The organism is Winogradskyella pacifica, assembly GCF_013403915.1.
GTDB lineage: Bacteria > Bacteroidota > Bacteroidia > Flavobacteriales > Flavobacteriaceae > Winogradskyella > Winogradskyella pacifica.
Genome location: NZ_JABFDI010000016.1, coordinates 92,148 through 104,983 on the forward strand (window position 1 = coordinate 92,148; position 12,836 = coordinate 104,983).

Annotated in this window: 11 protein-coding genes; 3 read left to right on the plus strand and 8 right to left on the minus strand. The window is 35.0% G+C overall.

The window, feature by feature from the left end:
* Positions 1 to 18: 18 nt before the first annotated feature.
* The 8 genes from HM984_RS13955 to HM984_RS13990 form a co-directional block, all read right to left on the minus strand.
* On the minus strand, positions 19 to 2,262 hold the full coding sequence (locus tag HM984_RS13955; protein ID WP_179349584.1) for a tetratricopeptide repeat protein: 2,244 nt from the start codon (positions 2,260 to 2,262) through the stop codon (positions 19 to 21).
* Positions 2,259 to 2,918, minus strand: a complete 660-nt coding sequence (locus HM984_RS13960; RefSeq protein ID WP_179349585.1) for a DUF1266 domain-containing protein — start codon at positions 2,916 to 2,918, stop codon at positions 2,259 to 2,261. The genes HM984_RS13955 and HM984_RS13960 overlap by 4 nt, the downstream gene beginning before the upstream one ends.
* Before the next feature lie 4 nt (positions 2,919 to 2,922).
* Entirely contained in the window at positions 2,923 to 5,457 is a 2,535-nt protein-coding gene (locus HM984_RS13965) for a hypothetical protein (RefSeq protein WP_179349586.1), read from the minus strand.
* A gap of 40 nt (positions 5,458 to 5,497) precedes the next feature.
* Positions 5,498 to 6,544, minus strand: a complete 1,047-nt coding sequence (locus HM984_RS13970) for an SMI1/KNR4 family protein (RefSeq protein ID WP_179349587.1) — start codon at positions 6,542 to 6,544, stop codon at positions 5,498 to 5,500.
* A 91-nt stretch (positions 6,545 to 6,635) separates the two neighbouring features.
* Positions 6,636 to 7,052, minus strand: coding sequence for a hypothetical protein (locus HM984_RS13975; RefSeq protein ID WP_179349588.1), 417 nt, complete (start codon positions 7,050 to 7,052; stop codon positions 6,636 to 6,638).
* A gap of 60 nt (positions 7,053 to 7,112) precedes the next feature.
* On the minus strand, positions 7,113 to 8,246 hold the full coding sequence (locus HM984_RS13980) for an adenylosuccinate synthetase (protein WP_179349589.1): 1,134 nt from the start codon (positions 8,244 to 8,246) through the stop codon (positions 7,113 to 7,115).
* Positions 8,247 to 9,113: a hypothetical protein gene (locus tag HM984_RS13985; protein ID WP_179349590.1), complete on the minus strand. Its 867-nt coding sequence runs from the start codon at positions 9,111 to 9,113 to the stop codon at positions 8,247 to 8,249.
* A 2-nt stretch (positions 9,114 to 9,115) separates the two neighbouring features.
* Positions 9,116 to 9,466 carry a hypothetical protein gene (locus HM984_RS13990; RefSeq protein ID WP_115811767.1) on the minus strand — a complete coding sequence of 117 codons (351 nt, stop codon included), beginning with the start codon at positions 9,464 to 9,466 and terminating at the stop codon, positions 9,116 to 9,118.
* Between the two features lie 162 nt (positions 9,467 to 9,628).
* Between HM984_RS13990 and HM984_RS13995 the strand changes: the two genes are divergently transcribed.
* From HM984_RS13995 to HM984_RS14005, 3 genes are all read left to right on the plus strand, one after another.
* Complete coding sequence (locus HM984_RS13995) at positions 9,629 to 10,534, plus strand: DUF6892 domain-containing protein (protein ID WP_179349591.1); 906 nt, start codon at positions 9,629 to 9,631, stop codon at positions 10,532 to 10,534.
* A gap of 175 nt (positions 10,535 to 10,709) precedes the next feature.
* Complete coding sequence (locus HM984_RS14000) at positions 10,710 to 11,351, plus strand: putative DNA-mimic protein (protein WP_179349592.1); 642 nt, start codon at positions 10,710 to 10,712, stop codon at positions 11,349 to 11,351.
* 57 nt (positions 11,352 to 11,408) lie between these two features.
* Entirely contained in the window at positions 11,409 to 12,665 is a 1,257-nt protein-coding gene (locus HM984_RS14005) for a hypothetical protein (protein ID WP_179349593.1), read from the plus strand.
* The last annotated feature ends 171 nt before the right edge of the window (positions 12,666 to 12,836 follow it).

Genomic DNA, 12,836 nt, shown 5'->3' on the forward strand with positions numbered 1-12,836 from the left:
GTGTAAACTTAAATACCTTTAGGTGAAATAAGACGTGATAATGCTAGATTTGACATTTTTTAACAATTCCAATTCCTCTTCACCAAAATCTTCATCGTATTGTAAAAGTTGTTCTAATACATTGTGTAGCAAAAAATCGTCCGACGAGAAATGGGTTTTTATATGTGTTAGTTGATCATATAAGGCCTGAACTGATGGTTGGTCTTTACTTAAAAACATAGCGCTGTATTTGATATAACCTTCGATATCTTCTAATTGTTGAGAGAGTAATTTATGGCTCCTCAACATCATATTATATTCATCTTTCGGAAAATCGAAAAAGGTGTAATCCGGATAACTTTGCATGGAATGCTGAAGTGTTTCTAAGGCTTTTTTCGGCTCATTTTCTTCATTATAAAAATTATAAAGCTTAAAAAATGTTTTGTAATCGCTCGCTTCTGGGGCTTGTTCTTTTACGGTTTTGTAAGCCGATAACGCTTCTGCACTATTAAAACTATCTTCTGCACAACTCGCTACCAGTTTAAGATAAAATGCTTTATTATTAGCCATATGTGCAGCTTGACTAAGATTGCCTATTGCGGCATCAAAATTCTTTAAAATCCAGTGGATTAAACCATTGTTTCTAAAGTCTACAAAAGTTGTTGGCATTTTAACCAAATCCGCTTCAGAGGCTGGTGCTAAATCATCAGGTTTGGTTAAATAATCATAATAACAAATCCACTTAAATACAGGATACAATTCTGGTGATAATTGGCCTTGTTCGTGATTATAAATGGCATATTTATGGCATTCTTTATAATCCTCCATTTCTAAAAGAGCTTCCACACATAAGTTCATAGTGCTGCAGTAATCTGAATCACCAATCTTGTAATAATTGATTTCAGATTGCATATCCTCAAAAAATGCGGTGTAGTTTTGGTTATTCATATGGACGATCATCCTTAAATTATACAACCAAGGCGCGTAAGAATGTGGTGGTAAAGGAAAATCTTCAAGGGCTTCATTTATAACAACTAACGCTTCATCAAAACGGGCTAATTTTACCAAAGCACGGGCTTTAAAAAATAAAGTTTTAAGCGTTGGTGGTTGTCTTCTATGAAACTGTTCTACAATATCTAAAATGCCTTGCCAGCTTTCTATTCTTCCATTCACTTCTAGTAAATAAAATAGATACTCACTCATTCTAAGCCCATTTTTAAAGGCTTCGTGATAAGCTGCTCCGGTCTCGTTGTAATTTTGAATAAAGAAAAAAGACCTCGCTTTTAAAACGAGTAGGTTCGGGTTTTTAGGGTTTAACGCTAAACCTTGTTGTACACATTGGTTTAGTACATCTCTGTTTTTAGAGTGATAATAAGCTGAATCCCCATAGCGTAGGTAATAGTGCTGCTCCAATTGCCATCCAGACTTTGCAAAATCTTGCATATAGATTTTAAACCCCTCAAAATTACTAAAATCTTCTTCGGGAAACTGAGGTTCTCCAGGATTTGCTATAATTAGAGACACCATATCGTTCCGCATAAAAGACTGAAAGTAATCTACCAACAGCATACGTGTTCTTTCGGTAATCTCTAAATGTTTCCATTCTGAATTCCACAAGCCTTTATTGTCAATAGATTTATTTTCCCACATCGCTACTTGCATATGGGCCAAGGTTTGGCTGGGTAAATCTAAACGTTCATCGAGTTGTAAGCCTCTTAAAACGGATTTATTGTGTGTTGCTGAAGCTAAATCTAACAATTCGTTACAGTCTGCCTCTTCATCAGCATCACAAATATGTTCTAATTGTGCGGCTTGGATATCCCAAAGTAAAAAACGTGCTTCTGTTAAGGCTGGATAGCACTCTAAAAGATACTTTAAAACCAAAATGGCTTCTTGGTAGCGCTTTTCATTTTGTAATTTTAAAACATAATGTAATTGTAAAGTGTCGTTGTACGGATAACGAACTAAAGCATCCTCGTAGACACTTTGCTCACAGTCTTTGAAAAAGCTACAAACATATTCAAAATCTGATGCTTGTACTTGTCCGCAATCTATTAAAGCTTGTAAATACGACTTTAATACAGGCATATTCATTTCTTCATATACTCCAAGATACAACATATAAATGCGGTAATATCTAGCAAAATCTTCGGGTTCACTCAGTAAAGTTACATATTCTTGAATGTCACCAATTACCGACTGTAATGCCTGGTACTGATTATTTCTATAATGCGCTTCTGCTTGTTCTATGTAGGTGATGATGTCGTTTGATGATATAATCATTTGTTCCAGTTTTTAAACCAATCGGCGTGTTCTATATGTAAGCGTTGATAATGGTCCCATAAGGTGGTCATATTAGGAAATGTACTAACATCTTGTTCTGTAACTCCTAAAACGTATTCATCTCCAATACACACATTTCTATGAAATTCTCCCCAACTTGAAAATGTAGATTTTACGGTGGCATTGACTTCTTCTAAGCGTAAAATTATTTCTTCGGTAGTGATAAACCCTAACACTAGGCCTAATCGCATTTGAAAAATATACATTGCTATTTCATACCCTATTAGTTTTTGGTTTTTTAAACTAAAACGGTATTTCCACACCATTTTATAAGTGTTTTGGGTTTGAGGATTATTTAACGCTTGGTATTTGGCTTCAAAAGTTTTTGTGGTGTCGGTTCTAAACTCAGCTGCTAGTTTTTCAAAAGCTTGAGAGACCATTAATCCACTTTCGTAACGCTGTAAACTATTGCGCAAATGTAAGCCTGATTTTAAACCTAAAATGGTTAATAATCTTTCGGCTTGCTTCACGTGCATTTTATCTTCTAAATTAAAGCCAGACCAACTGCTTAAGTTGGCTTGCTTATGGTTTTTCTTTAAAATCAAGGCCGATAAATTTAATTGGTCTTGAATTTCGGGTGTGATATCTTGTGTCATTATTTTAAGCATTTAATTGGTCCGCCACTTGTAATAATGCGTTGGCTAGTGGATCTGCATACGCTCCAGATTTTGAAATCGCTTTTAATCCCATAGCGTAAGAGGTGGCTAAATTGCTGTCTTTTACCAAGTGTACAAATATGTTTTTGCTAAGGTTACCGTAAGTTTCTAACGGGGTTCCTAATGCTAAATCGGTATCTAATAAAGTCATATATAGCGTTTGACTAAATCGCATTTCTAAACCTGTTTCATCATTTGTTAACCAGATTTTTAAATCTTCGATATGCGTGTTGAAATAGTCTAACAATTCGATTTCGTAACCTGCCGTTTTATAAGTTTCTAAATTGATAAGTAGCGCCTCCACATAATGCTGATTCACTTCAATAGCATTTATATCAATTTTTGAAGTCGAAACAGTGTCTATCGAATCTTTTTCGGATTCTGATTCTTGAGTGTCCTCAGCGTCTTGTTCTGTTGCAACTTTAGATTCAGCTATTTCGGTTTCTAAAATATACTGACTATAACTTTCAATTTGGTCGTATAAAGCATCATTACTACTAAAACGAGAATCATCGCTATTACTGTATTCGTATAGTTGCGTGATAGTGTTCAGGTGAAGTTTCTCGTTTTTCAATTTGCCTAAGAAATCTATTAAAAAGACTTCAATATCTGCGGAAATCGTTTTAAAAATTGGATTGGTGGCTTCCTTACTTTTACAACGTTTATGAAAACTAAGTACACGGTCTACCAAGCGGTGTATAAAGAAACCAACATCTTCATTCTGAAGGTTAAAGTACTGCGCTATGCGTGTACCTTGCGTAGTTAAGGCTTCAGGAACCCAAACGGCTTCTTTTGTTAAACTGTAATAATAATCGCCTAAATAATTAAACAAGGCTTGAATGGTATTTAGGGTTAGCGGACGATTTTCGTTGATGTAATGCTTGCGTGCAAATTGATTACAAATATCAGTCGCATTAGCATCTAAATCTTTAAGTGCCCAAATTTCGTTAACGCGCGTAAAATTTCCAGATTCTACACATAAAAAACCTAAAGTTTCTGCAATAAGCGGAATATTTTTTGCTTTAACAATAGCGCTCGCATCACGTGTAGCGTAAGCTAAGTTTAATAATAAGCGTTGTAAGTTTTCTTGTTCTTCCGCAGTAAATAATTCTAATAAAGCTTCGCCAGCATCGCAAAAGGCTCTAATTAAAAACTGATTTAAAGGGTTTTTTAGACCTTCCATTTGTAATCGTTCAAACCAAAGCAATACGTTTGAATGCGATTGTGCTATGCTGCGAATTACAAACGGTCCTGTAACTTGAACATCTTTTCCTTTCAATCGCATTGTGGGTAGTAATTCGAAACTGTCATCTTCTAAAAATAATTTAGAAAAAAGGGTGTTGAAGGTTTCAGAATGATTTTTAAATCCCGTTTGCGGATGTGCAATTTGAAACCAAAACGGAATGCATTCTAAAGGTAAGTTGTTGGCGGTATTTTCGCTTAAAATTTTAATACCGTAATCTTTAAAGGCTTCGGAGTTTAAATTGGCGCCACCATCGGCAATTAACCAGTCTAAAAAATTAATATAGCCTGCATCTAGTTGTTCCTTCGGAAGGTTTGTATCTCGTGTATTGAATAATAACACATCTCCAGAATCCCATTTCTTGTTCGCCAATGCTTGCATTAACGGGTAGTTGCCTTCCGTAGTTGTTAAGTGTAACAGGGCGTCACTTTGAGCATCTGCCCAAATTAAACGCTCTTTTATAGCTTCAATTGCTGTCAAAGCACTGTTTGGGTTGGCTTCGTAAAAAGCGGCCAAATCGTTACTTAACCAAGGTGTTATAATATCGTAAGCTGATTTCTCATACACACGGCCAACCGGTAATAATTGATGGAATTTATGAATAAACAGTTCCCAATTCCCTTCAAAAAAGTAATTAATAAAATTGGAATCTATAGTGTAAGGAAACGTACTTATAGTCTCGTCGTCTTGTTTTACGGCATATGTTCCGGAAAGTAAATCGTATTTTAAGCAATTCTGAATGAGATACTCAGAACTCAACACATCACGAATGTCAAAAATACGTTGCATTAAAAACTGAACGATAGGCAGTGCGGCTTCCGATGGACTTTCAACCAAAATCTTTATAACTTGAAAAAGTTGCTGTTCTATGGTTTCAGAAAAGGCTTCCGACTGAAAATACCCTAGGTTAAAAGTCAAAAATTCGACTAGTTTTCTTGTGCTTTTTTCATCTAGATAAATCCCTTCTTTCAATAAAGGCAACCAAGCGATTACAAAAGCAATACCTTCTGTCGTGTTGGCATAGCCTTGAGGATGAAAGTAAATTTGTTGTGCAATTTGCGTTGAGAACTCAGCAGTAATTCCGCTGAAATCACGGTTGTTTTGTATGTTTTTATAAATATCCGTGTCTGTAGCTTCTAATATTTCTAAAACCTGATGTAGGCCTTTTGTTTCTGAAGCTTCTAAAGTATCGAGCTTTAGATTTGGGATAATATGTGTTTTAAAAATGGCAGACATATGCTGGGTGGTATTCTAAATTTATAGGTTTATACGAATGTTATTGAGCGATATAAAACCATTCGTTATCTTCAATTTCGCTTTCTGGTCCTCTTAAACTTTCAAAAAAGGAAACAAGGTCGTCGGCTTCGATATAGCCTATTTCTTGGTCGGCACCAAAACGAATAATTTGTCCGGCTTTTCCTTTCGTATTCGGCGCAAAATCGCAAGCTATAAAGTTCCCGTTTTTTAAATCGAAAAATGGAATCCAATACGGTGTGGTGTACATTAATATGGCTTTCCCTTGATTGGTAGAGTAGGTGTCTAACAAGTCTTCTTGCGTCCAATCGTCATAGATATCTTTCCACTGTTTCCATTCGTTATAAATAGCTTCTGCTCCCATAATAGCACAACGGTCTATACCATTATGAAGGCTTAAATAATCTTTAATGATTTGTGGAAACGGGTATCCTGCTTCTTTTTCAAATGTTTCATAAATGGCCTCGTTATTTGTAGGCGGATGAAACGTTAATCTTTTTTCTGAAATTAAACCGATAAAAGAGGCGACCAAGGCTTTCATATCTATTTCCGCTTCAAGTTGGATATATGGCGCTAGAAAATCTGATTTCTCTTTGGCCAATTGTTCCGCTATAAATGTATTCGGAATAAAGTAATTTATAAAAGCTCCTGTGTGTTCCAAAAACCTAATGTCTTTTAAGTTTGAAGTGGGGTGCGAACTAAAACCATTCTCACTAAAATTATAAACTGTGGCGCTTTTGTAATGTTCATCATGAATAACGGTAAACCAAGCCTTAAATTCGGCAGTATGTTCTATTTCAACAGTAAAAACCGTTTTGTCTTCTAAATACCCAACGGCATAGAATTTATGGATGGTTTCATAATCTGGTGTAATAAAAATGAGCTTTAATAATGGCTTTCCAGACAATTTGGCTACAGCGTCTAAAAGTGTATCTCTAAACGTAAAAGAGTTACTATGATGTTTTGGATTTTCAAGGACTGGAAAGGTATCGATTTGAATGGTTTCAAAAATAAAATCTGTCCATTGTAAATCTTTAAACTCGTCTGAATATGCTGTATAATTGGTCATTTTACGCGTGTAAATTTAGAATGCTAAGGTACTTTGGAACATCGTGGTTTTTATCACTGAAACTAGTGATTTTGTAAAAGGAAATACCTGTTTAATCGTTAATCTTGTTATTTAAAGTACGTTCTAATAACGGAAATTGCTTAGCTTCAATCTGACTAACAAGACATTTAATTTTCTTTTCTTTTCCGTCTGGATTCTCATACGTAATCACGATGACTTTTTTTTCAACCGCAAAAGATTTAAGTGCGCTATAAGGCACCGTTGTTTTACCTATAACTCCTGGTTGAAACACAAAATGGGTCTCAAAAAAAATGAAAACTTTAAGCTTTTTATTAAAGGCATAGAGACCAAAAAATAGGATAGCACCGACTAAAGGAATCACTGATTCTATAGATATATCTTGTAGGGAAATTAGGCAAAGCCCTATCATAAATAGTGCAAAAACTAAAGGTTTATATTTTGCTTTGGAACTTAATTCAATCCCAGAGTCGTTGTCTGTTTTGGTCATAATAAATTTTAGTGTTTTTTCCTGAAATCATTTAACGTTGTGCTGAATTCTTTAAACCCTTTAGTCTAACAGCTTCTGTATACATTCGCGTCTAGGGCCATAACTTCCATACACCGTGTTGAATTTAAAATCTAATTTTTGAAGCAAATTAGCATAAGAAAAATGAGGCAATTGATCTAAACACGTTATTACAAGATGTTTGTGGCTGTGCAAATCTTGATGATGAATGGCATCACAACTTAAAGCATAATTCAGTAATTCGAGATCTAAAGCTTGTGTTCTAAATACGCCTTGAAACTCGTTAGTCACATTCGCTTCATTTTCATTATTCTGAAGGGTTACAGGTTCCGTTTCAGCCATCGGGCCGTTGCCGTGACGGGTTTGATAACAACGGATGACATAAAAAATATCAATATCTGAAATCGTTTTTAAATGTGTTTTTATTAGCTGAATCGCATTTTTTGAAGAGGTATAACTCCAGGTGGTATGCGGATGAAAACCGTGTTGGGTGTCTAATAAAATCCCCTGACTGCCTTCAAAAATAAAATGCTCGAATTTGTCTTCTAAATCAGATAATGAGGCTACACTATAGAATTTCTGAATTGCCAAACAACTGTCTATAAAATAATCTTCGTTATAGTCTTTGAGCTCGTTTTTATAATAATCTTGTATTTCTGTTGGTTGACTTTTTAAACAAGTTTCGTAGTAGTTTTTAATACTTTTTAAACGTTGTTTTACCACCCACTTAAACTGTAAATCGTTGGCGTAAAAGAAAATTTCAGCTTTATTTCTCGCAATGGTCGTTCCGAAACCCAAACCGCAAGAGCCGTGATGCTGTAGCTTTTCTAAAGCCCGATTATAGGCAATATCGTAAATGGTAGTAATCATCGCTAAAGGATGACAATACAGTCTAGGTTCATAGTTTTTTAGAAATTCCCCTTCATTTAAAATAGCAGGAGGAAAAAGCGTGGTGTACTCCGAATAATAAGTAGGCACGCCCAAAAACGTTCCCGAACCAAAATTACTAAAGGTGTGGGTTTGCGCTTCCGTACTAACGGTATGCCCAATTTGATGGCCTCCAGAAAACCGAACTACAAGACTCTGTTCAGGATGTTGCGATGCCAAAAAATCGGTCGTTAATCCTTTTCCAGCATCACCAAATCCTAAATCTATAACTAAGCTACACTTTGGCATTTATAACATATTTTCTACATCTACAGAAGCACTTCCTGTAGTTGTATTTGTAGATGGTGTTGCATTAGGTTTATGGTTTTGAATCACCACGTCTGCAATACGTTTGGCAACGGTTTTATAATCTGCAATTTCTAGGAAGTTATCTCCTAAAAGTGCTTTCCAATTTCCTTTACGACTTTCTTGTTTAGACCATTCGTTATGTTCTAAATGCATATGAAAGACGTTGTATTTTTCTTGCGCTTCTTCAATAATCGCTTCCGTAGTAATGGTTGCAGCTTCATCGACACTGGTATAACGTTTAATGATTTCTGCAGGAATGGTAGGGAACATAGGTTCATCTCCAATGGTGAATAAAAAGCCTTTTTGTTGTCGCTTTTCCCAACAATCAATCGCTGTATGTCTCGCCGCAAATAAATGCGCTAAGTTGTACCCTTCTTGATTGTTTCCGCCACCGCCACCTTCAAGATATACACGGGTTAACCAACGGTCTAGTAATTCTGCAGACGATTCAAATTGTCCTACTTGTAAAGGCGCTCTGTCGTATATAAAATCGCCAATACCTAAAAACAACACTTGCGGATCTTCAATTCCGGCTTCCATTAAAGAGCCAATTAAATCTGGTAAGGCTTCTTTAACGATATGTTCGGGTACAAAACCCATACTACCGGTAACATCTAAAGCTACAATTATAGATACGGTTTCTGGATGTTCTTCAGAATCTCTAGATTCTCTTACAATCACCTCAGACGGATCCATTTCAGAATCTATTGCTCTAGATGTAAATATTTCTTCTCTAGACTTATTACTGTAGCCTTTAGATCGACGTAATTTTGCATACGCATCATGACTAAATCTTCCTCCTCCCATAATTACAGTTCGTTTATAGTTCCTCCAAATAAGTGCGTATAACGCTTTTTGGCTAATTCTAATTTAATTTCTAAGTTTCTAATCTTTACAGACATATCTAAATCTTTGGCCACATACTCTTTGGCGTCAAAATCGGATGCCAATACCAAACTATTCGCGTCTGTAGGACTCATATCTAGCATATTGTCTTGTTCGCGTTTTAAACGTTTTAATGCCAAGGCTAAATCTTCCGTTTCACGTTTGTACATCAATTGTGCATCTTCTGCAATAGCGTGAGCGCGGTCGTCTCTTATTTTATCGTTGTTGCGTTTTAAAGATTCTAAAAACGCAGCAGTTTTTGTGTTATCTTCCATAAAAAAGGTTTTTTACAAAGTTAGTGGGCGAGGGCTTGGTTTTTATCCCTGATAACAGTGATATTAATTTGTGAGCAATACTTCTGAAGAAAAAATCACGGAATACAGGCACTACTTATTTCAGTAAGCGACTTACTTTTGAAAACGCTTAAAACCAAGTTTATGATTGTATTGCATTTATCGTCTAAAGGATTTCAAATTAATTCAGAAACCATCACATTTCCAGCATCTTTAACACAGTTAAAAGCATGTCTGAATGAAAATTACAGAACTATAGAAGGAAAAAACACGACGGTTTTTACTTGGGACGATTTAGGAATATTAGCCTACTCTAAAAATGGAGAGGTGGTAGAGTCGTTAACGGTCGCTTTAGAATTGGAAGCTTATGAATTTAGTCCGAAGCAAACTTTTGACAGTATATTTTATTTTAACAATCAGGATATTGTACGTTATTATAAGTCGCATAAACAGCAACACGTTAAATTATTTAAAGGAGATAAAAGTGGTGCCTTGGTGGTCAATGACATAAGTGCTTGGTTTTCTGTAAGAAGAGAAAATATTAACGCTATTGAAATTAGTGAATACACACCTTATGTACGTGGATCAGGGATTCCTAAAGATAAATACAGCATTACATCGTTGGACGAGGAGGTTATTGAATTTATAGATTTCGGATTTAAATTATCGGTGATTGAAGAGTTGATGTATACGAAAGGCCTAATGGAACCCGTATTTGATTTGTATGAATTTGCAGATTGGTATCAAGGTCGTGAGATTGATATTGATGATGAAGGTTACGAAACTATTGCTGAAGTCACCCAATATTTTAAAGACCTACCCATACCAAAACGCTTGGCTTCCGAAATCACCGACTTTTACCAAGATGGCGGAAACGATATTTATATGAATTTATCTCCATTTTCGGGTGGTGCTGTCGACTATTGGGATATTGAAACCGCTATTGATGCCAAACAATTTCCGAACCTAAAAAAAGTAACTTTATGTTATGCTACAGATAAAGCTTATGATGAATTTGAAGAAATGGGCATTGAAACGGAATGGCTTTGAAATAAAAGACAAAAACACAATTAAACACGCTAGATGAGCGTGTTTTTTTTATGAGTTAAATTGAAGTGTTCTATAAAAACAAAAAAGATAGGGTTCTAAATTTTCACTAGTTTCAGGGATAAAATTATGAAAGCTAGATTCTAATTTTGTCGTGTAAAAATAAAACAACGATATCATGGGATTAACTATTTCAACAGGAATTTTAGCAGATTTTAAAGACAACGAACCAGAAGGTTACGAAGCTTATAAAGTGATTTTTGATAATATAAATATAATATTGACAGAAAATAATATAGAACCTTACCAAGAACCAGATGCAATGGAAACAGAGCCCTTGCAATTTGGTGGTTTTCCTTATCGTTTTCTACATCATTTAAGACGTTTTTTAGCACATGCTTGGGAGAATGAAGATAATGACAATTGGGTACCAACACCTTTTTCTCCTGAGGAAGAGCCAGAAGGTGATGCTATTTTAGAAGATCATTACTCTTATATGTCTAGTCACCTGTTAACGCATTCAGATGCCGAAGGCTTTTATCTTCCTATAGAATTACCAGAGGTGCTTTTTGATACCGATGAAAATCCTGTTCCTGGTGCCATGATTGGATCGTCTTATAGTCTTTTAAAAGAGTTAAAAAGTTTGACACCACATTTAGGTATCGGATTAGACGAAAATAACAGCATTACTAATGTCGATGAATTGAACACAATTATTAAAAATGAAAGTGATTTTTGGATAGAAATATTAGTGTGTGTTACGCTTATAGATGCTGCAAAATTTAGTATTAATAACCATACCGCTATTCTTTTTAATTAAAACTGAGTCCTTTTTTAGTTTCAAATTCTTCCCAATACAAACCTTTAAATAGCACTCATGAAATTAACAGATAACAATATAGAAAGCATTAAACAAGAATGGAATGCGTTGGGAAGCACCTATGCTACTGAAGTTAATACCATGGTGAAATTTGGTGATGCTTACGGTTGGGAAAACTGGAAAGGGGAGGAGCCTAAAGATGAAAGAAATCATTTGGCAGATGCTGTATATCAACTTTTAAAAGCAGCCAATACAAACCATACCGTTGACCAATTTAGAAACGATTTTCCACCTGCACACACGCCATTTATCAAGTTTATGCAAGATCACGGGCAAAGTATTGAGCAATTACAGTTTATTGATGCACAGAAAATAGTCTTTGTTTTAGGCACTGCTTATCAAAAACGACAAGCCTATGTATTAACAGAGGATATAACGCTTAAGTTAGATGAATCTATTACAGCTATAGGTAAATCTAAACAACAGAATGTTTTTGCTATAGCTTCAAACAATACCATTATAACGACACAAGGTTGGGAGGGTGATATTATTGCAACTTTTAATTTAGATAAGTCAAAGAATATAGGGATTACAGAAATGATTCCTTTTAACGATGGCTTAAAAGTTCTATTAGTGTCCTCTGATGGAATTTTTATTATTTCTAGCGATGCTGAAAATAGGATTCATCCTTTGCCAGATTTAGAAGATGACGAATGGGAACCTTACTTGGATATGGAAAATGCCACGCTGTCTAACGATAATAAATATATCGTTGTTGGCGATCAGTGTTGCGATCATAGAATTTTAGATCATAATGGTAATGAAATTGGTGAAGTTGGTCCACAATCTTCTTATCCAGATTTTTGTTTGTTTTCTATAGACGATACACAGTTAATTACCAATTCGTGTCATTTTTATAATGGAGTAACCATTGGAGTAGATACTTCAAATGTAAAAGACATTAATATAGTGGCTTACGAAGAAAGTGACGATTATACAACTATAGATGATGGCATGCGTGTGTATTGTGGTGTAGCAACTTCAAAATATTATATTTTAGGTGATGCCTTTGGGTATATAAAAGCGATTGACAAGCAAGGCCATTGCATTTGGAAATACTTTTTAGGATCTACAATTACAAGTATTACTATCTCTGAAGACGAAAATACTTTGTGGGTGGGTTCTGCTTCAGGCATGCTTCATAAACTACAATTAGATAAAGGTTTTAGAGATAGCCATTCTATAGGAACCGGTAACCATTATGAAGATTTTCGCCTGATTTTCTGGAAAGACGAACCTATAATGAAATGGTAAAATAGCAATTCTTAAACTCTTTAATTTATTTAAAGTAGAATTGAAATGATCTAATTAAAAATCATTTCACTCTGCATCAATATTTAGTAATAAGAGAGGTCGTCTAAAAACAATTTAGGCGACCTTTTAATTTTTAATCATGTTGGTTTTATTGTTAAGATACTTGATTAA

Coding starts and splice junctions, on each gene's coding strand:
- HM984_RS13985 (WP_179349590.1), bottom strand. CDS start 9,113: ATGGGAGGAGGAAGATTTAGTCATGATGCGTATGCAAAATTACGTCGA.
- HM984_RS13980 (WP_179349589.1), bottom strand. CDS start 8,246: ATGCCAAAGTGTAGCTTAGTTATAGATTTAGGATTTGGTGATGCTGGA.
- HM984_RS14000 (WP_179349592.1), top strand. CDS start 10,710: ATGGGATTAACTATTTCAACAGGAATTTTAGCAGATTTTAAAGACAAC.
- HM984_RS13990 (WP_115811767.1), bottom strand. CDS start 9,466: ATGGAAGATAACACAAAAACTGCTGCGTTTTTAGAATCTTTAAAACGC.
- HM984_RS13965 (WP_179349586.1), bottom strand. CDS start 5,457: ATGTCTGCCATTTTTAAAACACATATTATCCCAAATCTAAAGCTCGAT.
- HM984_RS13970 (WP_179349587.1), bottom strand. CDS start 6,544: ATGACCAATTATACAGCATATTCAGACGAGTTTAAAGATTTACAATGG.
- HM984_RS13995 (WP_179349591.1), top strand. CDS start 9,629: ATGATTGTATTGCATTTATCGTCTAAAGGATTTCAAATTAATTCAGAA.
- HM984_RS13975 (WP_179349588.1), bottom strand. CDS start 7,052: ATGACCAAAACAGACAACGACTCTGGGATTGAATTAAGTTCCAAAGCA.
- HM984_RS13960 (WP_179349585.1), bottom strand. CDS start 2,918: ATGACACAAGATATCACACCCGAAATTCAAGACCAATTAAATTTATCG.
- HM984_RS14005 (WP_179349593.1), top strand. CDS start 11,409: ATGAAATTAACAGATAACAATATAGAAAGCATTAAACAAGAATGGAAT.
- HM984_RS13955 (WP_179349584.1), bottom strand. CDS start 2,262: ATGATTATATCATCAAACGACATCATCACCTACATAGAACAAGCAGAA.